The 25,233-nt window shown below is 46.4% G+C and carries 24 protein-coding genes and 4 pseudogenes; 21 read left to right on the top strand and 7 right to left on the bottom strand.

Translation table 11 applies throughout. The features are described 5' to 3' along the window. Positions 1 to 368 precede the first annotated feature (368 nt). Together SO_RS22940 and SO_RS22935 are read left to right on the top strand one after the other, a co-directional pair. Entirely contained in the window at positions 369 to 635 is a 267-nt protein-coding gene (locus tag SO_RS22940; protein ID WP_011074454.1) for a hypothetical protein, read from the top strand. A 174-nt stretch (positions 636 to 809) separates the two neighbouring features. Next, entirely contained in the window at positions 810 to 1,436 is a 627-nt protein-coding gene (locus SO_RS22935) for a recombinase family protein (protein WP_011074453.1), read from the top strand. Between the two features lie 530 nt (positions 1,437 to 1,966). Here the strand turns inward: SO_RS22935 and SO_RS22930 are convergent. The 3 genes from SO_RS22930 to SO_RS22920 are packed head-to-tail and all read right to left on the bottom strand — an operon-like array spanning position 1,967 to position 3,182. Further along, entirely contained in the window at positions 1,967 to 2,524 is a 558-nt protein-coding gene (locus SO_RS22930) for a recombinase family protein (RefSeq protein ID WP_011074359.1), read from the bottom strand. Continuing rightward, positions 2,518 to 2,895, bottom strand: a complete 378-nt coding sequence (locus tag SO_RS22925) for a HepT-like ribonuclease domain-containing protein (protein ID WP_011074358.1) — start codon at positions 2,893 to 2,895, stop codon at positions 2,518 to 2,520. Before SO_RS22925 ends, SO_RS22930 begins: the two co-directional genes overlap by 7 nt. Further along, complete coding sequence (locus tag SO_RS22920; protein WP_011074357.1) at positions 2,892 to 3,182, bottom strand: nucleotidyltransferase family protein; 291 nt, start codon at positions 3,180 to 3,182, stop codon at positions 2,892 to 2,894. The genes SO_RS22925 and SO_RS22920 overlap by 4 nt, the downstream gene beginning before the upstream one ends. 163 nt (positions 3,183 to 3,345) lie before the next feature. Between SO_RS22920 and SO_RS22915 the strand changes: the two genes are divergently transcribed. Further along, entirely contained in the window at positions 3,346 to 6,312 is a 2,967-nt protein-coding gene (locus SO_RS22915) for a Tn3-like element ISSod9 family transposase (RefSeq protein WP_011074356.1), read from the top strand. Positions 6,313 to 6,342: 30 nt separating this feature from the next. Then, a pseudogene (locus SO_RS22910) lies at positions 6,343 to 6,588 on the top strand (transposase); the annotation flags it as partial. Between the two features lie 63 nt (positions 6,589 to 6,651). Here the strand turns inward: SO_RS22910 and SO_RS22905 are convergent. After that, positions 6,652 to 7,521, bottom strand: coding sequence for a LysR family transcriptional regulator (locus SO_RS22905; protein WP_011074451.1), 870 nt, complete (start codon positions 7,519 to 7,521; stop codon positions 6,652 to 6,654). Positions 7,522 to 7,856: 335 nt separating this feature from the next. On the opposite strand from SO_RS22905, the gene SO_RS22900 reads away from it, so the two are divergent. The 13 genes and pseudogenes from SO_RS22900 to SO_RS22840 all read left to right on the top strand — a co-directional run bounded on the left by SO_RS22900 (position 7,857) and on the right by SO_RS22840 (position 21,126). Further along, a complete protein-coding gene (locus tag SO_RS22900) occupies positions 7,857 to 9,008 on the top strand; it encodes an iron-containing alcohol dehydrogenase (protein WP_011074450.1) in 1,152 nt (383 codons plus the stop codon). 64 nt (positions 9,009 to 9,072) lie between these two features. Further along, positions 9,073 to 9,630, top strand: a pseudogene (gene gfa, locus SO_RS22895) (S-(hydroxymethyl)glutathione synthase). Positions 9,631 to 10,187: 557 nt separating this feature from the next. Then, complete coding sequence (locus SO_RS22890) at positions 10,188 to 10,406, top strand: TraR/DksA family transcriptional regulator (RefSeq protein WP_164925960.1); 219 nt, start codon at positions 10,188 to 10,190, stop codon at positions 10,404 to 10,406. 77 nt (positions 10,407 to 10,483) lie between these two features. Beyond that, the gene (locus tag SO_RS22885; protein ID WP_011071076.1) at positions 10,484 to 11,242 is read left to right on the top strand and encodes an IS5-like element ISSod6 family transposase; all 759 of its coding nucleotides are present in this window, start codon (positions 10,484 to 10,486) and stop codon (positions 11,240 to 11,242) included. A 256-nt stretch (positions 11,243 to 11,498) separates the two neighbouring features. Beyond that, entirely contained in the window at positions 11,499 to 12,629 is a 1,131-nt protein-coding gene (locus tag SO_RS22880) for an S-(hydroxymethyl)glutathione dehydrogenase/class III alcohol dehydrogenase (protein WP_011074449.1), read from the top strand. A gap of 87 nt (positions 12,630 to 12,716) precedes the next feature. After that, the gene (fghA, locus tag SO_RS22875; RefSeq protein ID WP_011074448.1) at positions 12,717 to 13,556 is read left to right on the top strand and encodes an S-formylglutathione hydrolase; all 840 of its coding nucleotides are present in this window, start codon (positions 12,717 to 12,719) and stop codon (positions 13,554 to 13,556) included. Between the two features lie 239 nt (positions 13,557 to 13,795). Further along, complete coding sequence (locus SO_RS22870; protein WP_011074447.1) at positions 13,796 to 14,122, top strand: DMT family transporter; 327 nt, start codon at positions 13,796 to 13,798, stop codon at positions 14,120 to 14,122. A gap of 298 nt (positions 14,123 to 14,420) precedes the next feature. Next, a complete protein-coding gene (locus SO_RS22865) occupies positions 14,421 to 14,810 on the top strand; it encodes a hypothetical protein (RefSeq protein ID WP_011074446.1) in 390 nt (129 codons plus the stop codon). Between the two features lie 66 nt (positions 14,811 to 14,876). Next, complete coding sequence (locus SO_RS22860; protein ID WP_011074445.1) at positions 14,877 to 15,332, top strand: DUF2057 family protein; 456 nt, start codon at positions 14,877 to 14,879, stop codon at positions 15,330 to 15,332. A gap of 109 nt (positions 15,333 to 15,441) precedes the next feature. Continuing rightward, positions 15,442 to 15,879 (top strand): hypothetical protein, encoded by a 438-nt coding sequence (locus SO_RS22855; protein ID WP_164925952.1) that lies wholly within the window; start codon positions 15,442 to 15,444, stop codon positions 15,877 to 15,879. Positions 15,880 to 16,155: 276 nt separating this feature from the next. Further along, entirely contained in the window at positions 16,156 to 16,416 is a 261-nt protein-coding gene (locus SO_RS22850; RefSeq protein ID WP_011074443.1) for a heavy metal-binding domain-containing protein, read from the top strand. A gap of 21 nt (positions 16,417 to 16,437) precedes the next feature. Then, complete coding sequence (locus SO_RS22845) at positions 16,438 to 17,979, top strand: efflux RND transporter periplasmic adaptor subunit (protein ID WP_011074442.1); 1,542 nt, start codon at positions 16,438 to 16,440, stop codon at positions 17,977 to 17,979. A gap of 9 nt (positions 17,980 to 17,988) precedes the next feature. Then, entirely contained in the window at positions 17,989 to 21,126 is a 3,138-nt protein-coding gene (locus tag SO_RS22840; protein ID WP_011074441.1) for an efflux RND transporter permease subunit, read from the top strand. Between the two features lie 67 nt (positions 21,127 to 21,193). On the opposite strand, the pseudogene SO_RS23600 reads toward SO_RS22840, so the two are convergent. Continuing rightward, a pseudogene (locus SO_RS23600) lies at positions 21,194 to 21,307 on the bottom strand (hypothetical protein); the annotation flags it as partial. A gap of 38 nt (positions 21,308 to 21,345) precedes the next feature. Here SO_RS23600 and SO_RS22835 point away from each other — a divergent pair. The 4 genes and pseudogenes from SO_RS22835 to SO_RS22825 all read left to right on the top strand — a co-directional run bounded on the left by SO_RS22835 (position 21,346) and on the right by SO_RS22825 (position 23,324). Further along, positions 21,346 to 21,525, top strand: coding sequence for a hypothetical protein (locus SO_RS22835; RefSeq protein WP_011074440.1), 180 nt, complete (start codon positions 21,346 to 21,348; stop codon positions 21,523 to 21,525). Next, positions 21,522 to 21,776 (top strand): NadS family protein, encoded by a 255-nt coding sequence (gene nadS / locus SO_RS22830; protein ID WP_011074463.1) that lies wholly within the window; start codon positions 21,522 to 21,524, stop codon positions 21,774 to 21,776. Before SO_RS22835 ends, nadS begins: the two co-directional genes overlap by 4 nt. Before the next feature lie 50 nt (positions 21,777 to 21,826). Continuing rightward, a pseudogene (locus SO_RS23365) lies at positions 21,827 to 21,998 on the top strand (ParB N-terminal domain-containing protein); the annotation flags it as partial. Between the two features lie 285 nt (positions 21,999 to 22,283). Then, positions 22,284 to 23,324, top strand: coding sequence for an IS481-like element ISSod13 family transposase (locus SO_RS22825; protein ID WP_011073373.1), 1,041 nt, complete (start codon positions 22,284 to 22,286; stop codon positions 23,322 to 23,324). Between the two features lie 66 nt (positions 23,325 to 23,390). On the opposite strand, the gene SO_RS22820 is transcribed toward SO_RS22825, so the two are convergent. After that, positions 23,391 to 24,089: a DUF2931 family protein gene (locus SO_RS22820; RefSeq protein WP_006081628.1), complete on the bottom strand. Its 699-nt coding sequence runs from the start codon at positions 24,087 to 24,089 to the stop codon at positions 23,391 to 23,393. A gap of 112 nt (positions 24,090 to 24,201) precedes the next feature. Then, positions 24,202 to 25,047: an MBL fold metallo-hydrolase gene (locus SO_RS22815; protein WP_164925959.1), complete on the bottom strand. Its 846-nt coding sequence runs from the start codon at positions 25,045 to 25,047 to the stop codon at positions 24,202 to 24,204. Between the last annotated feature and the right edge of the window lie 186 nt (positions 25,048 to 25,233).

Here is a 25,233-nt window from a genome sequence, read left to right as displayed (position 1 = left end):
GATCTCTTAGGATCTTTTTGGATCTTAAAAGATGGATCTTATTGGATCTGGCCTGTGCAAAACTTTTCAATTTTGCGGAGTATGAACCCCTCCTGGGGGCTTCGCCCCCGCCGGCCCTTCCCCTCGCTTCGCTCGCTCCGGCGCCCCCCAAAGAGCAAAGATAAAGGCTTCGCCAATTCGTAGCTGCGCTACGGGCGATAACAACAGCCAAAGCCGCGCTGTAACTTGGTTTTGTCTCCGACCATTTACCTGCAAACGCGCTGTTAGTTTAGTTAAAAAGCAAAAGCGGCTTAGCAGAGAGAAAAACTTGATTTTGTTACATTATCATTTATAGTTGATTATGTAACTTAATCATTTTGGAGCAGAGCATGGAAGAAGAAAAAACTAAAAATCCTAATCACGGTGGCTTTCGTCCAGGAGCAGGACGCAAAACCAAGTATGAAAAAACCGTGGTAATGCGGGTGCCTGAAAAGTACAAAGAAGCCATTCAAGCACTGATCACCCATCTTGATGATACCGCGATGATTGATAAAAGTTACCGTGCTTCTGAATCAGAACCTGTGTATTTGCGTTCACTGCAGGATAAAAAACAGCACATTATCTTTAGAACGGAACCCATGTTACCCAAAACCTAATTTGATTTTGTAACTTAATCATCTTCAATACGCAGGATCTTTCGCGATCCAAAAATTTTACTGCCTGACGCCTTAGAATGCAGTTAAAATCACGTGATTTTGTTCGAATAAAACCTATTGCTACACTATAATTAAGGTGTTCGAATTAAATCATATAAGGCCGAACGGTGACTTATGGCAAATTATGCGTATTTACGTGTATCAACAGATGCACAAGATGTTGATAATCAAAAACACGGTATTTTAGAGTTTGCTAATCAACATGGTTTGAGTAATCTCTCATTCGTTGAAGATACAGTAAGCGGTAAGCACAAATGGCGTGCGAGAAAACTCGGTGATTTGTTAGAGTCTCTGGCCCCAAAGGATGTGATTGTATTTGCCGAAGTTTCGCGCATGGCCCGCAGCACATTACAAGTGCTCGAAATCCTCGAATTTTGCACCGAACGCCAAATTCATGTGTATATCGCCAAACAAAAAATGATCCTCGATGACTCGATGCAGAGTCGGATCACCGCGACCGTGTTAGGTTTGGCGGCAGAGATTGAGCGCGAGTTTATTTCCCTGCGTACCAAAGAAGCATTAGCCGCCCGTAAGGCTGCAGGTATGAAACTTGGTCGCCCAGCCGGCCAGGCAGAAAAGACCAAGTTAGATAAACATCGTAAAGCGATTGAAAGCTATTTAGATAAGGGCTTGAGTATCCGTTCTATTGCCAAGTTGATCGATGAACCATCAACGACAGTTAACGACTATATCAAGCGCCACAGCTTGCGCGAACGCGACCAGCTAGAAATGCGGATCTGACTATTTTGTCATGCACTTTTGAAATGACAATTCCCGTTCTTTCTTGAGTTGAGTTAAATCTTTATCGGACAGGTTATTTGTATCTGAATTTTTGCCAATATTTTCAAACTCCTTTGGTAATTTGTAACCATAGTTAGGTTGAGTTTGTTCTTCTGATTGCAATTTACAGTAGGAATATTTGTGGTAATAAGGGGATATTTGCGTAATTGAAAATGCTACAGCAAGTAGAATAAAGCTAAAAATCAATAAGTTTTTCATATTGTTAAATGTTGAATTTCATTTTTATTAACATAAGCCATTGTTATTTAAATATCTAGACTAATTATTTTTCTGGAAGATCCCTATCATCTGAACTTTTGCAGCAGTCTGACAGCCCGCGTGAGCCGCCCCACCCCTGAACATCAGCCGCGGGGCTTTCCCACCCTCAAATGAATATGCCACTGGCGCCCGATAAACCCCTCCTTCGCCCTGTTCCGCCCTCAACCCTGTGCCTTTATGGGGTCGCCTCAGAAAACGGAAAAAATCGTACGCTAAGCATGCGCAGAGGCAGGGAGCCAGCGGTATAGCGTAGGAACCGACACGCCAAGATTCTTAGCCACATCCTTGGGGGGGACTCCACTGGCTAATAGCTTTTTGGCTGATTCGATCTTGCTGTCGGTCATCTTCGGCTTGCGACCGCCTTTACGACCGAGTTGTCTGGCAACGTCCAACCCCGCACGGGTTCTTTCGACGATCAAGTCTCGTTCCATCTCTGCGAGGCTTGCCATGACATGAAAAAAGAATCGGCCCGATGGCGTGCCGGTATCGATAGAATCGGTGAGACTCTTAAACTGGACGTTTTGTTTGTGCAGATCGCTGACCAGCTCTACCAGTTGTTTGACTGACCGGCCCAATCTATCCAGCTTCCAAACAACCAATGTATCCCCTTCGCGCAGTATTTCAAGGGCTTTGCTCAAACCAAGCCTGTCAGCCCGAGTACCACTGATTGTATCTTCAAACACTTTTTCGCACCCCGCTTTAAGCAAGGCTTCTCGCTGAAGTTCTAGGTGCTGATCTTGTGTTGATACTCTTGCATAACCGATCAGCATAAATCATGACCTTCATTTTTATCTACATCATATCTAACCGCTGCCAGCTGCGATAATAATGTTGGCAGCGCCGTTTGTACCGTATCCCAAACCACATCAAGGTTTATATCGAAATAACCATGAGCAATGCGATTGCGCATTCCACGCATACTACGCCATGGAACGTCTGAATGGGCAATGACAAACTCAGAATAACCGTCCATCACCTTAGTTGATGCTTCACCAATTACGATCAGACTCATGATGACAGCCTGTTGGGTACGTTTATCCACTAAAAATTCATCTTTATCCAACCCTTCAACAAAATAACACGCATCGGAAGCGGCTTGGTGCATGTGGTCAAGATAATCAGGTAAACGGTTCACCTTCATACAGGTCGTGCCTCCGCGAGTACTTGGGCTCGAAATTTCGGTGGTAAATCGCCAGGGGTCAGTAGATCAACTTGAAGGCCGAGCAGCGATTCAAGTTCATCTTGTAAACCTCCCAAGTCAAAAAGTGTCGCTCCAGGGAGGGCATCAACTAATAAGTCCAGATCACTACCATCGAGATCTGTCCCATCGAGCACTGAACCAAAAACACGTGGATTGGTTACGCGAAAACGACTCGCGGTCTCACGAATAACGCTTCGCTTAAGAGCGAGCACTGCGGATGGTCTCATAATGGCTATTTCCTTATTATCAAAACTCGTTGAAATGATATGCAACTGAGAATAATATTTCAAGAATGATTTTTGAGAATCATAACCCCTTGATCTGCTGTTGTGTCCGAGAGCTCTTGTCGTTGCTCTTACAAACCTACGTTTTCAAGAAGAAGGAAACCGCATGCCTCGCCGCTCAATCCTATCCGCCGCAGAGCGAGACAGCCTGCTGGTGTTACCCGATACCCAAGACGAACTGATCCGCCACTATACGTTTAGCGAACCCGATCTATCACTGATACGGCAGCGGCGCGGTGATGCTAACCGCTTGGGGATCGCGGTACAGTTATGCTTGCTGCGCTTCCCAGGCCAGGGCTTGTTGCCCGACGCTACGGTGCCAATGCCTCTGCTGCAATGGATAGGACAACAGTTACAGCTCGATCCTGTATGTTGGCCGCAGTATGCCGAGCGAGAGGAGACACGGCGCGAGCACTTGCTCGAACTGCGGGTGTATCTTGGCATGGAACCATTTAGTCAAGTGCACCATCGGCAGGCTGTCCATACCACGACCGAACTGGCCTTGCAGACTGACAAGGGCATAGTGTTGGCCAACAGCGTAGTCGAGACGCTGCGTCATAAACACATCATTTTGCCAACGTTAGATGTTGTCGAGCGCGTCTGTGCCGAGGCTCTAACCCGTGCAAACCGGCGTATCTACGACACCTTGACCGAACCACTATCAGGCTCGCACCGCCACCGGCTCGATGATCTGCTCAAGCTTCGGGACAACAACAAAACGACTACGCTGGCTTGGCTTCGCCTGTCTCCGGTCAAACCCAATTCGCGGCACATGCTTGAGCACATCGAACGACTCAAGGTATGGCAGGCGCTTGATCTTCCTATTGGTGTCGATCGTCTGATCCACCAAAACCGATTGCTCAAGATCGCCCGAGAAGGCGGACAGATGACCCCCGCCGATTTGGCCAAGTTCGAGCCACAACGCCGCTATGCGACTTTGGTTGCGCTAGCCATCGAGGGGATGGCCACTGTTACAGATGAAATTATTGATCTGCATGACCGCATCATGGGCAAGCTGTTCAATGATGCCAAGAAGCGACATCAGAAACAGTTTCAGGCATCGGGGAAGGCTATCAATGCCAAGGTGCGCCTGTTCGGCCGTATCGGCCAAGTGTTGATCGACGCTAAGCAAGCGGGTGATGATCCGTTTGCTGCTATCGAGGGCGTCATATCCTGGGAGGCCTTTGCCAAGAGCGTGACAGAGGCACAATCGCTCGCGCAGCCCGAGGAATTCGATTTCCTGTACCGTCTCGGTGAGAGCTACGCCACACTACGCCGTTACGCACCGACCTTCCTCACCGCGCTAAAGTTGCGGGCCGCACCGGCTGCCAAAGGTGTATTGGAGGCCATCGAAGTACTGCGCAGCATGAACAACGACAACGCCCGAAAAGTACCTGCAGATGCGCCAATTGATTTCATCAAGCCGCGTTGGCAGAAGCTGGTGATAACCGATACCGGCATCGACCGGCGTTACTACGAGCTATGCGCGCTGTCGGAGATGAGGAACGCATTGCGTTCCGGTGACATCTGGGTACAGGGATCGCGCCAGTTCAAGGACTTCGAGGACTACCTTGTACCACCCGCGAAATTCGTCAGTCTCAAGCAGACCAATCAATTGCCGCTGGCCGTAGCCACCGACTGTGAGCAGTATCTGAATGAACGGCTGACGCAATTGGAAACGCAGCTCGCCACCGTCAACAGCATGGCGCAGGCTAACGAATTACCGGATGCCATCATCACGGCCTCTGGCCTAAAGATAACGCCGCTGGATGCAGTAGTACCAGATACCGCGCAGCGCCTTATCGATCAGGCTGCTAGGATCCTGCCGCACGTCAAGATCACTGAGTTACTGCTTGAAGTGGACGAATGGACGGGCTTTACCAGGCACTTCGCACACCTGAAATCTGGTGTTCTGGCCAAGGACAAGAACCTGCTACTGACGACTATCCTTGCCGATGCGATCAATCTGGGTCTGACCAAGATGGCAGAATCGTGTCCAGGAACGACTTATGCCAAGCTCGCTTGGCTGCAAGCCTGGCATATCCGTGACGAAACCTATGGCGCGGCCTTGTCCGAGCTGGTCAATGCGCAGTACCGGCATCCGTTTGCCGAACATTGGGGCGATGGTTCTACATCCTCCTCTGACGGCCAGAATTTTCGCACCGGCAACAAGGCGGAGAGTACGGGGCACATCAATCCGAAATATGGCAGTAGTCCAGGACGGACCTTTTACACGCATATTTCCGACCAGTACGCACCATTTCATACTAAGGTGGTCAATGTCGGTGTGCGCGACTCAACCTACGTGCTCGACGGCCTGCTCTACCATGAATCTGACTTACGGATCGAAGAGCACTACACCGACACGGCTGGCTTCACCGATCACGTTTTCGCGTTGATGCACCTGTTGGGGTTTCGCTTCGCACCGCGTATCCGCGACTTGGGTGAGACCAAGCTCTACATTCCAAAGCGCGATGTCACCTACGAGGGATTGAAATCAATGATTGGCGGGACGCTCAACATCAAGCTAATCCGTACACATTGGGACGAGATCTTGCGGCTGGCTACCTCGATAAAACAGGGAACGGTGACGGCCTCACTCATGCTGAGGAAGCTTGGCAGCTACCCACGTCAGAATGGCTTGGCGGTCGCCTTGCGCGAATTGGGGCGTATCGAGCGCACGCTGTTCATTCTGGATTGGCTGCAAAGTGTCGAGCTCCGCCGCCGGGTACATGCCGGACTGAATAAGGGGGAGGCTCGTAACGCCTTGGCTCGTGCCGTGTTTTTCAATCGACTGGGGGAGATCCGTGACCGCAGTTTTGAGCAACAGCGTTACCGGGCAAGTGGCCTTAACTTGGTGACTGCCGCCATCGTGCTATGGAACACCGTCTATCTGGAAAGGGTGGCACATGGGTTACGTGCCAAGGGACATGCCGTCGATGAAGAGTTATTGCAGTACCTATCGCCGCTAGGCTGGGAGCACATCAACCTGACAGGGGATTATCTGTGGCGCAGCAGCGCCAAGATAGGTTCAGGTAAATTCAGGCCTCTACGACCTCTATCACCGGCTTAGCGTACGATTTTTTCCGTTTTCTGAGGCGACCCCTTCTTCGACTATCCCCCGGAAATCCGCAAGGTGATTTACACCACCAACGCCATCGAATCACTCAATGCCAGCCTACGTCAGGTGACCAAGACCAGACGGTCATTTCCGAGCGATGACGCGGTGCTGAAGTTACTGTATCTGGCTTTACACCAGATTGCTAAAAAGTGGACAATGCCACTACGAGATTGGAAGCCTGCCATGACGCAGTTTATGATCATGTACAGTGACCGTGTGTCGTTATGATCAACAGCCACTTACACAGAAAATTTTATAGTCTCGATGCTCAAGTTCCCACGGACTCAGAACTTAACTCAGAGCTTCACTCAGATAATCAAGTAGCATGCGCACTTTAGGTGATAAGTGCCGGTTGTGAGGATAGAGTGCCCAGATCCCCTCTTTAGGTTGACGGTTTTGCTCCAACAGTGGAACAAGCTGTCCATCTTCTAAAAAAGGCAATACATAGTACTCAGGTAGCTGAATGATGCCTATGCCTTTTATCGCGGCATCAACGAGTGCATAGCCACTGTTACAGGTCAAATTACCCTTAACCCTGACATTTCTCGTCTTTCCATTTTCCTGAAATCGCCAGTAATCTAATGTTCCCAACAGACAGTTATGCTGTTCCAGCTCAGACAGTGAGTGAGGTATTCCAAAAGTTGAAACATAATCTGGGGAGGCGCAGACATATTGAGTTCTTGAGCCTAGTCTTTTGGCCATAATACTCGAGTCTTTAAGCTGTCCGAGTCGAATGGCGAGATCGTACCCATCATCGATTAAGTCGACCTTCTGATTCGTTAGATTTATCTTTACTTCAAGCTCTGGGTATTTAGCGATAAAATCGTTCACCAGCGGCACAAGCGTTTTTTCACCATAAGTTACTGGGGCGGTAATTTTTAACAGCCCTCTCGGTGTACTCTGTAAATTAGTAATCGCGCGCTCGGCCTCTTCTAATCCATCCAGCACTTGTCTGCAGTGTTGATAATAGATCCGGCCCACTTCGCTCACCGACACTTTACGTGTGGTGCGGTGAAACAGCTTAGTAGCCATTCGGGTTTCTAATGCGCTGACCTGCCTGCTGACTTGCGCGGTAGATATCCCAAGCTGTTTTGCAGCCTTAGTAAAGCTCTCTGCCTCTGCAACGGCTACAAATTCGCTAACGCCTTCCCAATTAAACATTGTTGCTTCCTAGTAATTATAAGCCTTCAATAACACTCATTATCGTCAAAAATATTGTGGATGCAATTTGTATCTTAAATAAAAAGTGAATTTTCTTTTGTTCTCACACCACATAGAGATAGCGCTTTTTACATTCAAAATTGTTACTGAGAAGGAAAAGATATTTCCAAAATAATGGGATTATCATTACTTTTGAGTGGAATATAATCCTTGTCGTCCAAGTAATACAGACAAAGATATTCAGGCTTTGACATCAACCCAGGCCAGCTTATCGCCTCAAAACTCTCGACCCATTAGCAAATTTACCCTTTTTTATTCAATACAAGGAAAGACAAATGAGTACTACATTTTATATGCCTCCAATGTCTCTGATGGGACAACATGCTATCAAATTGTTAGGCACAGAACTGCAGGCAAGAAACTTCAACAAGGCACTGATTGTTACAGATAAGGCATTAGTAGATATCAAGTTGGTGGATAAGCTGACAGATGAGTTATCTGCCCACGATATCGCATTCGCAATTTTTGATGGCGTTAAGCCGAACCCAACAGAAAAAAATATTGTTCAGGGTTTAGCTCTGCTCGAAGCGCAAAAATGTGATTTCGTTATTTCATTCGGCGGAGGTTCTTCACATGACTGTGCTAAAGGCATCGCATTGGTCGCAGCCAACGGCGGTCACATTCGTGATTACTCTAAAGGGGTTCATCTGTCGGCTAAGCCACAACTTCCTCTGGTGACGGTGAATACTACAGCTGGCACTGCAGCGGAGATGACGATATTTGCCATCGTGACCAATGAGGAAGATGAAACTAAATACCCGATTGTAGATAAAAACCTGACCCCAATAATTGCAGTAAACGACTCAGAGCTGATGGTTGCAATGCCTAAGTTCCTCACGGCAGCGACTGGTATGGATGCATTGACTCATGCGGTAGAAGCTTATGTGTCGACGGCAGCAACGCCAATAACCGATGCGTCAGCAATTAAAGCTATTGAACTTATTGCCCAAAACCTGAAAGCGGCAGTCGACAATGGTGAAGATCGTGAAGCTCGTGAGGCTATGCAATACGGTGAGTACCTTGCCGGTATGGCATTCTCTAATGCTTCATTAGGTTATGTACACTCGATGGCTCACCAACTCGGTGGTGTCTATGACCTGGTGCACGGTCTCTGTAACGCCATCTTGTTACCGGTAGTGTCACGTTTTAACTCGGCTGAAAAAGTGGAGCGTTTTGCCGAGGTGGCGAAAGCAATGGGTGTAGATACTGTAGGCATGACGTTAATCGATGCTGCTGAATCTGGCATCCTTGCTATCGAGAAGCTATCCGCTTCGGTTGGTACAGATCAGAAACTGTCTGACCTTGGTGTTAAGGAGGACAAGCTTGAGTTTATGGCAATCAACGCCCTGAATGATGCCTGCTCCTTAACAAATCCAAGAAAGGCAACCACTGAAGATATTATTAATATTTTCAAGAAAGCTATGTAATTCAAACCAGACAGACAGCTTCAGGTGGAGGCTGTCTTAACTAAATATCCATGGAGTAATCACTATTAAAACTTTAATTCACCCTCAAGTCGATAACGGTATTATTGCCGGTCGTGATGACTTTTCTGGCGGTTATTTATTATGTAAGTGCAGTAGTAAGCCCGTTGAAGTTACCGTTGGTGCTCAGACTGCCCACAATCATGTTTGCGGTTGTAGCAAATGTTGGAAGCCAGAAGGAGCCTTGTTTTCTCAAGTCGCCGTTGTCGCACGTGACTAGGTGAGCGTCACTGAAAATCCCCATAAATTGATCATTATCGACAAATCGGCAACTATTCAGCGTTATGCCGGCAAAGAGTGCGGTACGCATATGTTTGGCCGCATAGAAAACACGGGCCACCCCTTCCATGGTTTAGATTTTGTCCATACGGAACTATCTTCAGAACAAGGTTGGTCTGCACCAGAGTTTGCGGCGTTTGTGTCATCGATCATAGAGTCGGGCGCAGCGCCTGAATCCATGGGGGATGTACGTAACACCCTTAAAGAGTTGGGACTTAAACCTTACGACTGCTTATCTCCTGTATTGATGGATGCCATCGCTACTCATGTAGCGAATAACGGCTAAGTTCGTTTCTGTTTCATCAATCAATTCCCGTTCTGGGAGGAACGGGATTTAATAAAAAAAGCGTTATGGCACTTTTTATGTCAGATTTCAGCGATAGCCATGATCGATATATACATTGATGGAACGAAATAAAATTTATAGGTGCGAAACTTGCATTGAAAGAATTAAAGAAAGCCTTGAATATAATTACTACTATAAAGTGCACTGGCACTTCTATTTCTAAAAGGTCATGGCTCCAGCACGTTATGTCCGGTTATCCGGCGATATTGTATTGTTGCAACCCTACTGTAGTTAACTAGCGCAGATAGTTATTTCGACCGCACAGATGAGCATCACAAGAAAAATTATCGTCTTAGATTTTAAAGAGGTGTGACCAGAATATGTATGGGCGTCGGCAGCTGTGATTATAGCGTTGGGTGTTACCTATTCAATCTCATTCATCCGTTGAGTGATTGACTTCAAGCGACTCTAAGCTTGATTAGTTAATAATGGGTAGAAGAACCTGATGACTGGTGGTTAGTCGAGATAATGGCATTTGGATGACGGTGTAAGATCAAATAGACAACAGTGTTAAGAATGGCGTAGCCAAAGCTAGGAGTCAATTACCAGTCGGTCAAAGTCTACTTTCTTGTGAGGAATGTAAATGTCCAATTCCTGAGGCTCGAAGAAAAGCAGTTGCAGGCGTTCGACTCTGTGTTGGCTGCCAAAGTAAGTCGGATAAAAGACAAAAAGAGGTAAGCAAGGTTCATCGCCGTGCCAGTACTAGGGTCTGTTGATCTTTCGAGAGTGATTTTTAGACAGCATGCCAAGACGTTATAATTTGCTTCGCCAAAAGTAACCATAACCTCAAGCCATGCCAAGACTTATGCTAACCGATGCACGCTGGGAAAAGCTATTTCATTTAATGAAAAGCACAGGCCGTGTTTATGACAAACCTGAACATAGACAAACATTCGAAGGTATTCTTTACCGCCTTAGAACAGGTATCCCTTGGCGAGATTTACCTAAAGAGTTCGGTCATTGGAGCACGGTCTTTAGACGGTTTCATTTATGGTCTAAGAAAGGCGTTCTAGCACATTTATTCAAGGCCTTAGCCAACCTTGCTGATATAGAATGGGTCTTTATTGATGGCTCGATAGTGCGAGCTCACCAGCACAGTGCAGGTGCAGCGACGCTAAGTAATGAGAGTATTGGTAAAAGTCGAGGCGGTAATTCAACCAAAATTCACTTAGCCGTCGACAGCGGAGGATTACCGATTTATTTCGAATTATCAGAAGGCCAAAAACACGATATTACACACGCCCCCAGCTTAATTGAGCACCTGAAGCAGGTTGATACCGTCATTGCAGATAAAGGTTATGACAGCGATGCTTTTCGTGAACTTATCGCCAATAAAGGCGGGAAATCTGTTATTCCAAGGCGCCGCTATAAGAATACACCTCAAGAAAGAGTCGATTGGTGCTTATATCGGTATCGACATTTAGTGGAGAATGCTTTTGGAAGAATAAAACACTATCGAGCAATATCAACAAGATATGACAAGCTAGCAAGAAATTACGCCAGTATGGTGTCACTGGCGTTTATGTTAATGTGGTTGCCGATGTATTGCTGAAGAACATTTGTACAGCAAAGATCAACAGACCCTAGTTAATGTTTGGCTTATTTGTTTTCTAAAACTAGATGCTTAGGTCTGCCATGCCATTACTTATTGCAAAGGAGGCAACAATCAATTGTTACCCTCTAGTAAAAGTAATTTTCATAACGGAGGGATTATTAATCTCGGAGCGCTAGCTATAATAGTTGTATATTAACCATGGCGCTTATTCGGTAAGACCGCTATTCAAATATTATCAATTTAGGATATTAAGATGACAGCACAAATACTTAAATCTAAAGCCGCAGTCGCCTGGGCTGTAGGCGAGCCACTATCGATCGAAATCGTCGATGTTATGCCACCACAGAAGGGTGAAGTACGCGTCAAGATGATCGCGACTGGCGTTTGTCATACCGATGCCTTTACTCTTTCTGGTGATGATCCAGAGGGTATCTTCCCTTGTATTCTTGGCCATGAAGGCGGCGGTATCGTCGAGTCCATTGGTGAGGGCGTGACTAGTGTTCAAGTAGGTGACCATGTTATTCCACTCTACACACCTGAGTGTGGCGAATGTAAATTCTGTAAGTCTGGCAAGACTAACCTTTGTCAGAAGATCCGCGAAACCCAAGGTAAAGGTTTGATGCCAGACGGTACTAGCCGTTTTTCGAAAGATGGCCAGATAATCTACCACTACATGGGAACCTCGACCTTCTCTGAATACACAGTATTACCAGAGATCTCACTAGCAAAAGTGAACCCTGATGCGCCACTTGAAGAAGTATGCTTGTTGGGTTGTGGTGTGACTACCGGTATGGGCGCGGTAATGAATACGGCTAAAGTTGAAGAGGGTGCTACGGTTGCTATCTTCGGTATGGGTGGTATAGGGCTATCGGCAGTTATCGGTGCGACTATGGCTAAGGCGTCTCGCATCATAGTTATTGACATTAACGAAAGTAAGTTTGAGTTAGCCGGTAAATTGGGTGCTACGGACTTTATTAACCCGAAAGACTACGACAAGCCAATTCAAGACGTGATTGTTGAGTTGACCGACGGCGGCGTCGATTACTCGTTTGAGTGTATCGGTAACGTTAATGTGATGCGCTCTGCACTTGAGTGCTGCCATAAAGGTTGGGGTGAGTCAGTAGTTATTGGTGTTGCAGGTGCAGGTCAAGAGATTTCGACTCGTCCATTCCAGTTAGTCACGGGTCGTGTATGGAAAGGCAGTGCATTTGGTGGTGTTAAAGGTCGCTCTGAACTACCAGAATATGTCGAACGTTACCTGGCGGGTGAGTTTAAGTTGAGTGACTTCATCACTCACACCATGAGTCTTGAGCAGGTCAATGATGCGTTTGATCTTATGCACCAAGGTAAGAGTATCCGTACTGTTATTCATTTTGATAAGTAATACTCATCGATAAGATAATTCATCCTGCAGCTTCGGCTTAATCAGTGTTACCACAGGCTAAGTCGGAGCGATTAAGGAGACCCAAGCGTGACAATTGAAAATATTAGTGTTAGTAAGAGTTTTGGTGGTTGGCATAAACAGTATTGTCATCACTCCCAAACGTTAAATTGTGGGATGCGGTTCGCTATCTATCTGCCACCACAAGCATCAAGTGGCAAGAAGGTCCCAGTTCTGTACTGGCTTTCAGGTTTGACTTGTACCGATGAAAATTTTATGCAGAAAGCGGGGGCACAAGCACTGGCTGCAGAGCTTGGTATTGCTATCGTCGCACCGGACACCAGCCCCAGAGGCGAGAATGTCGCCGATGATGAAGGCTACGATCTTGGTAAAGGGGCGGGCTTTTATGTCAATGCGACGCAGGCACCGTGGAATCGCCATTACCGCATGTACGATTACGTCGTCGATGAACTGCCAAAACTGATTGAATCTATTTTCCCTGTCAGTGATAAACGTTCTATTGCGGGCCACTCAATGGGCGGGCACGGTGCGTTAGTTGTCGCGCTGCGTAACCCTGATGCATACCAGTCAGTATCGGCCTTTAGCCCGATCAGTAACCCGATTAATTGTCCTTGGGGCAAGAAGGCGTTGACTACCTATTTAGGCCGAGATTCGGCGACATGGATGGAATATGATGCCAGCGTCTTGATGCGCCAGGCGGCCCAATTTGTACCGGCTCTGGTAGACCAAGGTGACGCCGATAACTTTCTTGTTGAGCAGTTGAAGCCCGAAGTGCTCGAAGCTGCAGCTAAGGTTAAGGGTTACCCTCTAGAGCTTAATTATCGAGAAGGTTATGATCATAGCTACTATTTCATCTCCAGCTTTATCGAAAACCATCTGCGTTTTCATGCCGAGCATCTGGGCAAGTAATTAAACTTAAACCAGTAACTTATTTTAACTAATAAGATCTGACTGAAAAGGTGTTGTCATTTGTGGCGACACCTTTTTATTTTTGGCTACCCATTTTTATTACGAATGAGTAAAAATCATTTGTTATTTTACTCGATTATCATCTACGTCAATATCAATATAATAGCCGCAACAAATCATCATTTCGCTCAAAGCAGCGGACTTATTCTGCCGAACATTTTAAATTTAAGGCTTATACTATGAGTTGGATCTTTCTATTACTGGGTGTCATGGCTGAAGCCTTATCTCATGTGGCGCTTAAGGCGACCGATGGCTTCACGCGACCAATCCCTGCTGTCATGGTGATTTTGGGGCATTTGACGGCTTTTATTTTCTTAGGCCAGGCGATGAAGGGAATGCCTGTCGGTGTCGTACATGCGCTCTGGGCTGGAATGGCTATTGTTACAGTGACACTTCTGTCAGCACTCTTCTATCGTCAGCATCTGGACATGACAGCTTGGATTGGCATGTTGTTGGTTGCTCTTGGTGTGATAATGATCAACCTATCTCAGGGGCATAGCCACTAATCCATATTCCCGTCTCATAAAAAACCTATTATCCGTTTAGATAATAGGTTCCATTTTAGGCTTTTTTCCTAAATCGAGTCAGCGAACAAAGCCCCGCTAAATATCAGTTTGCGACAGAACCGAAATTTCGGAGGTTCCCACGTAGAGCCCCTTGAGAATTAACAATTTTTAAAATCATTCCTAGAAAATAGAAATGTGACATAGTTAATATTTTTAATCATTAAAATAAAAAATTTGATAATGTATGAAATTTTATCGGCTATACTATAATGATAGATAATTAATTTTCCGAGTTTTCATGGCTAAATTTTGGATCACCATAGCAGTATTATTTTCGCTAATTGCCCAATCGGCGATGGTGAATGCTATGCCAACTTCAGCCAGCACTAGTGGCCGCAGCGGTCAAATCATTCTGGTGATGGACGCAGAAATGAACTGCACCATGCCAGATTGTTCCACATCCGATTGTTTGCAATACTGCCAAGATAGCATGACAAGTCATTGTCAAACCCATTGCGTATCATCACTTTACATTGAGCCTGCAGTACTAGAACTGACCTTCGCCAACCCAGCAAGCAAGCGTATTGCCATCCAAGGCTGGGCGATGAAAACTGCCGATCTTGGACTCATCACACAGCCTCCAATTCACTGTAACGTCTTTCGTTTTTTTCAACGTAAAACCGACTAAACACCTTTGATTGCGCTGCTGCATATTCGCACCGCAACGAGGTACAGAGAATTTTTGGAGTTTATTATGAAAACCACTTTATTGAACAAAAGCTTACTAGGCCTTACTTTCGTTATCGGTGCCTTATTAAGTAGCGCGACTGTCACTGCCGCCAGCTTAAAAAGCACTGATGCGCTCAGTGTTATCAGTATCAATGGTGTGCCAGCGAAGCCTTTTAAACCTATCCAACTCTCTGCAGGGAAAGTACTGCTCGAGCTAAAATATCAGGAGATATTTGATTATCGCGCCGATGATAGTGGCAACTGGGTTAAATCAGAGCCGCTTTACTTAGTGCTAGATGTGAAGGCGAATGATAGCTACCAAATCACCCAGCCCAAAATAATGACTGAAGCTGAAGCGCGCCAATTTATTAAATATCCAACGATTCAACTCAGTATTAATGGTGACAAAGCGGGCGAATATCCACTACAAAGCCACAGCCAACTGATGGTGAAAATGTTAGTCAGCAATCCCGCTTTCTAATTTAGATGAGTTAAATATTTAATCTGAGGCATGTGCTGAAGTGTGAGTTAAATCATTACAGCATAATGCCTCTATGCTAGAATCGAGCCGTTCATCATTTGGAAGACTCATGCATCACACACTCGGTCGTTATTTTTTAGTCATATTCACTCTACTCGCACTCGTCGGGCAAAGTGTCATGTCTAATGGTCACGCCATGGTGCCACACACTATGGATATGAGTGCGATGAATCATGAGGTTCCCTCCCAAATGCACCACGCTACAATGATGCAGATGGACACGGAGAACAGTTCTGACTCACATTCAATGGCCAACACAGATTGCTGCAACGATAAAATGCTTCCCGGCGCGAAACAGCATTGCTGTGATGGCACCACATCATGTTCCAATGATTGTGGTCATTGTTTGACGATTTCAGTCGCTGGCACTCTATTCAGCCCACACCTCTGGTCAAGTGTGAGTATGAGCGATACTGCAATGGCCACTCCTATGCCTCATTTCCACTCTATCTCTTTGTCTTCGGCCTTTAAACCACCGATAGCCTAGCTCTACTTTGTGCTTATTGGGCAAATAAACCCTTAAAAAAGCCAAACGACCAAGCTAAAACGACAATGCTGTTAGCCCTAAGCTAACGCCCTATTTAGCCGTTTATTGTGGTGCCTTATCATTAAATCGTGCACCCGAGTCTAGCAAAACGTTGATTACTGAGCCGAATGCCAAATTGTGGCATCAATCCGTCTATCGAAACGAACCGCTTTGATCCACTGTGCTCACTGACGTTATGCGCTCATATTCGGCCATTAATCCGATGGAGTGAATAATATGAAAACACTAACTAATCTCGCCTTAATCGCATTCTTGCTGACCAGTACAAGCGTGTTTGCAACGGCCGCGCCGCACGCACATCAACACGACAATGCCAATCCACAGCAACAAGCCCATACCCATGTTTGCCCTATGCACCCTGAAGTGACTGGCAATAAAGGCGATACTTGCCCTAAATGTGGCATGGACTTAGAGCCAAAGGCGACGGAAGTAAAAACGGCTGAAGGTACGATGCACAACGCGCACGAACACCACTAAGCTAGGCAGGAGATGAGGCATATGAACCAATTTAATACAGTAAAAAAGCAGGCCCCTAAGGCCGTACTGATCTTGAGTAGCTTACTCATCAGTACGCCTTGGTTGAGCCATGCCCAGCTGGCGAACACACAAGAGCACACGGCGACCGAAGCGGCAGCAAATTCTGCAACTGCGCCTAAGAATAATCTGTTAAATCAAGTCAAAACCTACACTTGTCCTATGCATCCCGAAGTGATCAGCCATGAGCTGGGTCGCTGCCCTAAATGCAATATGTTTTTAGTTGAGAAACTTGATGCCTCGAACCCTGCGGCCGAGCATGCACAGCATCAAGCCGCAGATCACCAAACCTCTGAGCATGGGCACACCTCTGCCGCCAAAGCTGCGAGTCAGGTATTCGATACCCCAACACCTAAGGCCGACAGTTTAGTTAAAGCTCAAAATAACGAGACAACAATCAAGTACGTTTGCCCTATGCATACCCACATTATCAGTGACGTACCCGGCACTTGCCCTATCTGCGGTATGAACTTAGAAAAAGTCGAAACGGGCGGCAATACCCAAGAAATCAACATCAATGTATCCGGCAGCATGCAGCAAGCGTTGGCGTTAAAGGTGGCCAAGGTTGAACGCGACACACTGTGGAAATTTGTCGAAACCGTCGGTCAAATCGACTATGACGAAAGCCAAATCACCCATATCCATGCCCGCGTTACTGGCTGGATTGAAAAACTGATGCTCAAATCCGTGGGTGATACCGTCAAGAAAGACCAACTGATCTACGAGATCTATTCCCCCGATTTAATCAACGCCCAAGATGACTACCTGCTCGCTATGGATACTGCTAAAGCAAACGGCCAAGGCCGCTACAAAGATTTGGTGCGCAATGCGGGCTTACGCTTATCCTTTCTTGGCTTTAACGACAGGCAAATCAAACAATTAGCCGAGTCACATCAAACCCAATATCGAGTACCTTTCTACGCCAAAGAAGACGGCATAGTGAAGGCTCTCGACATTCGCGATGGCATGTATATTCAACCGTCGACCGAAGTCATGTCTGTGGTGGATCTCTCTAAAGTCTGGGTGATTGCCGACGTCTTTGAGAACGAGCAAAGCTGGATTGCCAAAGGTCAGAAGGCCGAAATTGCCGTTCCCGCCATGAATATCAGCGGTATCGAAGGCACGATCGATTACATCTACCCTGAGCTTGATCCTGTCACTCGCAGCCTGCGAGTACGAGTCGTGCTCAACAATACCGAGGTAGATTTAAGACCTAAAACCCTCGCCAAAGTCTCACTATTCGGTGGCCCGAATAAAGATGTGCTAGTAATCCCGCAGGAAGCTTTAATTCAAACGGGCAAAGAAAACCGCGTGATCGTCAAGCAAACCGACGACAGTTTTACCGCCAAGGCCGTAACTGTCGGCATGATGAGCCAAGGTAAGGCCGAGATTATTTCAGGCCTGAATGAAGGTGAACGTGTGGTGATTTCGGGGCAATTCTTACTCGACTCCGAGGCTAGCCTCAAGGGCAGTTTAATGCGTTTAAGCAGCGGTCATCAGCACTAGGAGCGCGTTATGTTGAAATATATTATCGAGGCGTCCATCAGGCAGCGATTTATGGTGTTGATTATCGCCATCATGATCACTGTTTGGGGCGTACAGGAGCTGCGAAAAACGCCGCTCGATGCGCTGCCGGATTTATCCGATGTGCAAGTGATCATTAAAACCCCTTATCCGGGTCAAGCGCCAAAATTGGTTGAAGAACAAGTGACTTATCCCTTGTCTACCGCCATGTTAGCCGTACCTGGTGCTAAAACCGTGCGTGGTTATTCCATGTTTGGCGACTCTTACGTGTATGTAATTTTTGAAGAAGGCACCGACATTTACTGGGCTCGCTCACGGGTGCTCGAATACCTGAGTCAGATCAGCAGCCGTTTACCGCAAAATGTGCAACCTTCCCTCGGCCCAGATGCATCTGGCGTTGGTTGGGTGTTTGAATATGCGCTGGTCGATCGCTCCGGCAATTTAGATTTATCGCAACTCAAGAGTCTGCAGGATTGGTACCTCAAGCTAGAGCTGCAAAGCGTGGCGGGCGTGTCTGAAGTCGCCACCGTTGGTGGTATGGAGCAGACCTACCAGATCGTACTCGAACCCGACAAAATGGCGATCTATAAACTGGATATCGCCAGCATTAAAGATGCGATAGAAAAATCTAATAGCGAAACTGGCGGCTCGGTCATCGAAATGGCTGAAGCCGAGTATATGGTACGCGCCAAAGGCTATCGACAGACGCTAGAGGATTTTCGTGAAATCCCCCTTGGCATCACCAGTCCCTCTGGCACAGGTTTAACCCTCAAAGATGTTGCTACTGTGCGTAAAGGCCCAGCTTCACGCCGCGGCATAGCCGAACTCGACGGTGAAGGTGAAGTCGTTGGCGGAATTGTGGTGATGCGTTACGGCGAAAACGCCTTAGCGACGATTGATGCGGTGAAAGCAAAACTCGAAGAACTCAAAGCCGGCCTGCCCGATGGGGTTGAGATTATCCCAACCTACGACAGATCTCACTTGATCCTTAAGTCCGTCGACAACTTGTTTAGCAAGGTCGTCGAAGAAATGTTGGTGGTCGGCTTAGTCTGTTTGCTGTTTTTGCTGCATGCGCGCTCCACACTCGTGGCCGTGATCACCCTGCCGCTATCTATCCTAATCGCCTTTATTGTGATGAATAAAATGGGTGTTAACGCCAATATCATGAGCCTTGGCGGCATCGCCATTGCCATCGGCGCCGTGGTGGACGGCGCGATTGTAATGATCGAAAACTTGCACAAGCATTTAGAGCATTTTAAAGCGGATCATAATCGCGAACCCGATACGAAAGAGCATTGGCGCATCGTCACCGAAGCGTCGATTGAAGTCGGCCCTGCGTTATTTTTCTCATTAATTATTATTACCTTAAGCTTTGTACCTGTGTTTGCGCTCGAGGCGCAGGAAGGTCGATTATTCGCGCCATTGGCCTACACTAAAACCTTCGCCATGGCAGCGGCGGCCTTTTTATCGATCACCTTAGTGCCGATTTTGATGGGTTACTTTATTCGCGGCAAAATCCCCAGCGAACGTAGCAATCCCATCAGCCGTTTCTTGATCGCGATTTATCAACCTTCACTAAAACTGGTGCTGAAATTCCCTAAAGTCACCCTGATGTTAGCGTTAATCGCGCTGGCCAGCGCTTGGTATCCTATGACCCGCATGGGCAGCGAGTTTATGCCCACACTCGAAGAAGGCGATTTGCTCTACATGCCAACGGCATTACCCGGCATCAGTGCCAGCAAGGCCGCCGAAGTGCTGCAGCAAACCGACCGTTTAATCAAAACCGTGCCCGAAGTGGCCCGCGTGTTTGGCAAAGTAGGCCGCGCCGAAACCGCGACCGATCCCGCGCCGCTGACTATGCTTGAAACCACTATCATGCTTAAACCCCATGACGAATGGCGTGAAGGCATGACCTTAGATGGCATTATTGCCCAGCTACAGCAAACCGTAAAAGTACCTGGACTCACCAATGCTTGGGTGCAACCCATCAAAACCCGAATCGACATGCTCTCGACGGGGATCAAAACCCCTGTCGGCATTAAGATCACTGGGGCCGATGTCAACGAACTGCAAAGCATTGGCACTAAGATTGAAGCTATCTTAAGCAAAGTGCCACACACCAAATCGGCCTACGCCGAACGCAGTGGCGGCGGCCGTTATATCGATATCAGTCCGAAACTGGATGTGGCCGCACGTTACGGTATGACGTTGCAGGATATTCAAGATGTGGTGCGTTATGCCATTGGCGGTATGGATATTGGTGAGTCGGTACAAGGCGCCGAACGTTATCCAATCAACCTGCGTTATCCCCGTGAGCTACGCGATAATATCGAAAAGCTGCGCGAACTCCCTGTGATCACTAAGTCGGGGCATTATCTGCCGCTACGTAACTTGGCCGACATCGAAATTAACGATGGCGCGCCTATGTTAAAGAGTGAGAATGGCCGCTTAATCTCTTGGGTGTTTATCGATATCGAGGGCACCTCTATCGGTGAGTATATTGCCACCGCGAAAACGGCCTTAGATGCCGAACTCGTCGTCCCACCCCGTTACAGCTATAGCTTTGCGGGTCAGTACGAATATATGCAAAGGGTCGATGCTAAGCTTAAACAAGTGATCCCTATGGCATTAGCCGTCATCTTCATCCTGCTGATGATGACCTTCGGCTCCACCATTCAGGCTAGCATTATTATGCTAAGCCTCCCCTTCGCATTGGTCGGCAGCACTTGGTTGTTGTATCTGCTGGATTACAACATCTCAGTGGCCGTCGCTGTCGGTATGATTGCCTTAGCGGGTGTCGCCGCCGAGTTTGGGGTGGTGATGTTGGTATATCTCAATAACGCCATCAAGCACAGGCAAGAAAAAGATAATTACCACAGCGTCAGCGACTTAAAAGAAGCGTTAATGGAAGGTGCCGTTATGCGGATCCGCCCCAAAGCCATGACAGTAGCGACCATCTTCTTCGGCCTACTCCCCATTATGTGGGGTGCAGGATCGGGTAACGATGTGATGCAGAAAATTGCCGCACCTATGGTCGGTGGTATGGTTACTGCCCCATTATTGTCACTGTTTCTACTACCCGCACTTTATCTACTGATTTACTCACGTAAATTAAAGAAAGATGCTTAGATATTTGAAATAACCCCCCTAGAATTTTACGACTCTAGGGGATTTATTATTTAACATTCGCATAATTCTGTTGCATACCCAGTTTGGTGATAAAATTCTGCTCTGTGGGAAGACACACACCGACATTCATTTCACAATTAAGGGATTGTGAATAATGATCCGTACCAACACTTTTGGACATCTTGATAAGTGAGTAAAATCATTTAACGAGGTGAAACCATGTCAACACACAAAATGCGTAAAATTCATACTGCTGTATTTAAAGTAGAAGCATTAAAGCTCGCCGATAAAATTTACCTGGTGCTCGCTTATCCAAAAGCAGTTAAAGATAGCCTAACAGCGGAAGAAAAGGCCAAATTAAAACTAATCGTTCAATCACTTAAAGGAGAGAGCAAATGAGTATATTTAACGAACTTCAAGCCTCCCTTGAAGAAGCGGTAGAAATTCATCATGGTCTCAAAAAGCCCGCTCGAGTAACTCGTTATGAAGTTGCTGATGTTAAGTCAATCCGTGAAGATCTGCTTAAAGTGACGCAGGCCGAATTTGCTGCCACGATGGGTGTCAGTGTAGACACAATTAGGGGTTCTACGCCGGAACCGCCGAAATTTCCGTCCTGGGGTTGTAAGCGGAAAACCGCCAAAATTTTATGACTTATTTTTAGTGATCTTTGAGGGTACTGTTAGGGGCCGCTTGGAAAACGGCCCCTCTAAATGTTAATTCTCTACAAGATCTTGATTCATTAGCCTTCCAGCAATTTTACCCTGCTGTCGCTAGATAAGTGAATGGTAAACTCGATGTGCTAGATGGTTCTCGACGCAGAGCTTGTTTTTTTGCAAAATGGTAAAGTTGATACTTTTAGGATATTGTTAACTATAACAAATAATTAGGCCTGATTTGGCAGAGGGGAAGAATCCCGGCGGCCCTTCTTTTTGGTATAGTTTAAAGAAATGACGCAGAAATTTGAACACTACTGCCAGTTCCTATAGCATCATTTATACCAATTGACACGGATATACTGCGGCCAAGTCCAAAACGTGATTAATCTCCTTAGCTGAATTAGTCTCGACTTGATCTGACACATCGCCTTGAAAAGGTGAGAGTTACCAGTTTTGATTGTGGGTGTCGAATCCTTAATCAAAACCAAGGAGGTAACTCTCATGCTCCATAGTAACAATCCAATCATCAAACACAAAACAGGTTTACTCAATCTGGCAGAGGAACTGAGCAACGTCTCCAGAGCCTGCAAAGTCATGGGTGTGTCTCGTGATACGTTTTATCGTTACCGCGAGTTAGTGGACGATGGCGGTGTTGATGCACTGATCGAAAAAAGTCGTAGAAGTCCAAATCTCAAGAACCGTGTCGAAGAAGCTGTTGAACAGGCAGTGATGGAGTATGCGATTGAATTTCCCGCCCATGGCCAACACAGAACCAGCAATGAACTGCGCAAAAAAGGCGTGTTTGTTTCTGGCAGTGGTGTCCGCTCAATCTGGTTGCGACATGATTTAGAGAACTTTAAGAAGCGACTGAAAGCCTTGGAAGCCAAAGTAGCTCGCGATGGCATTCAACTTACTGATGAACAGATTGCGGCACTTGAGCGCAAAAAACACGACGATGAAGCCTGTGGTGAGATTGAAACCGCGCACCCAGGCTACCTTGGGTCGCAAGACACGTTTTATGTCGGAAACCTCAAGGGCGTTGGTCGTATCTATCAGCAAACCTATGTCGATACGTACTGCAAAGTCGCTCATTGCAAGCTCTATACTACGAAAACACCTATCACTGCAGCGGACTTATTGAACGACAAAGTATTGCCGTTTTACGAGTCACAGCAGTTGCCGGTGCTGCGTATTTTAACTGACCGTGGCACAGAGTATTGCGGCAAGGTCGAGCACCATGATTACCAGCTATATCTGGCGATTAATGATATCGACCACACGAAAACCAAAGCGATGTCGCCGCAAACGAATGGGATCTGCGAGCGGTTTCATAAGACGATCCTGAACGAGTTTTATCAGGTGACCTTCCGCAAAAAGCTGTACCAAACGCTGGAGGAGCTGCAAAAAGATCTGGACGAGTGGCTGTCTTACTACAACAATGAACGCACTCATCAAGGCAAAATGTGCAACGGCAGAACGCCAGTTGAAACATTGATTGATGGGAAACGGGTTTGGGCGGAAAAGAATCTGACTCGAATCTAATCTGACAGACACCAGCATAAAACTGGTAACTGTCAGATCAAGTCTGAGCTAGTACAATTGATATCATCATTGCACGGGGTTTGTATCTGTTTTGGGCTGTGCGGCACGGTAAGCATCCATGATCGGAGCCCAAGCCATGCCACTGGGTGTGGGGTACTGTTGATAGGCATCACCATATGCTTTATCAAAATCGTCGAACCACACTTTGTAGACTTTGGTGACGGAATTTTCCTTGTCTTGCGAGGTTTGAATTTCCTTAGCAATCCCCCTAGCCAGCAGGATATCAGGCTTCACTTTGGCATTGGTTAAAAACGCCTCGACATAACCTCCGGTCGCCATACCCAACCCAATATTCCTACGACGCTCTTCACGCCACTCATCCCTCACTTTGAAGCGATAAGGTTGCGCAATTATGCTTTCTAACTCTGCTGGCAACGCCAAACTTATTCGATAGCGCTTCTTGTCGTGAAATGAAATCCACTCTAGCTCCACCTGATCCGGAATCGGCCGTGTGGTGTGACTTCCTTTAGAAATACTCCAGCGATAGTCTTTTTCTTTTAATCCTTCAGCCCCGAAAAATCCGGCAGAACCATTGGTTGAGGCATCCACCAACTTACCCTGACGATAAAAGAGTACCTCGGTTACCCAAAGTTCATCTGAGTTGGAACCCACCATATGGCGCCACTCTAGATTTTTTGGCTCAGTTGGAACGGTCTGACAAGCTGTGGTCAATGGCAACAGCAGCAATAATAGTATCCAGCGCATTAATAACCTCCCTTTTGGTTATCCGTAATCTTGCTAACCTCTTTTTCACCCATTCTATTGTGGATACTGACTAGCCCGGTATCCGCGCTGTAGCGCAAGTGTACTGAGATCACTAAATTAATACGCTTCGCCCCGTTGGTAAATGTTCTAGACGATCTCCAAGGACTTCTTTAAGTAATCCAAATGCTTTCATTCCTGTGCAATGTCCTGTGTACAGCTTATCAATTGGATAGTGTGACAAAGCCTGACCGATTGCTTGAATATCTTGTTTAGTCCCACCAATGCTATTCAATAGTGGCAAACCAACCAAGTGAAAACCTCCAACAACTGCTTTTATTCTGTGGTTAGGGAACAGTTCAATAGCAGTCTCAACCATATTTAAAACACCGCTGTGAGCACAACCAGTAAAGACGATTAGGCCATCGCTTTCTTTAACTACCAATAGTAATTCATGGTCAAATGTATCATTTTTGTAACCATTTTCTGATTGGGTATAGAGATACCGATTCCCTTTTGGTTTTTCATATTTATCACTAATTTCGGTTATAATAAAAATGTTCGGCAATATCTCTGTTGTATGTTCAACAAAAATTAAGCGCTCACTAGCATTTTTTAGCAATTCTTTATTAATACCAACATCATTCTTAAAACCAAACGCCTTAAATAGATAGTTTTTATCCTCACAGTCTTTCAGATATATCTTTGCTTTGGAATTTCGTTCAATAAAGTGAGTTGTACCGTTGCAATGGTCGTGGTGACGATGAGATATCACTGCAAGATCAACATCTTGAATGCTAATATTCATCAATGCCGCATTTTCACAGAACGTACTACTGCTTCCTGTATCAAACAGAATTTGGCTTCCCATTGTCTCTACATGAAAAGAGAGCCCCCGCTCAACAGCTAGCTCTGGCCTACTGTCTAAACGAGTATTATCAACTAATGCTGTAAGTTTCATCATTATCCAAAATAGTGGTAGTACCTTTGCGCTTAACGCCTTATACCTGCACGAAAGTAATTAAAAGTAGGCACTTGCCATCATTACAAAAATTTAGGGATCAGGCTACTTCGCGATCAGTGATTATAAAGGGTTAAAAATTGCTTTGGGGCAAAAGCTGGTTAATCCGAAACTGCGACAAATGTC

The organism is Shewanella oneidensis MR-1 (assembly GCF_000146165.2).
GTDB lineage: Bacteria > Pseudomonadota > Gammaproteobacteria > Enterobacterales > Shewanellaceae > Shewanella > Shewanella oneidensis.
Note: the sequence above shows the minus strand (reverse complement) of the source record. Positions and strands in the feature narration are given on the sequence as shown.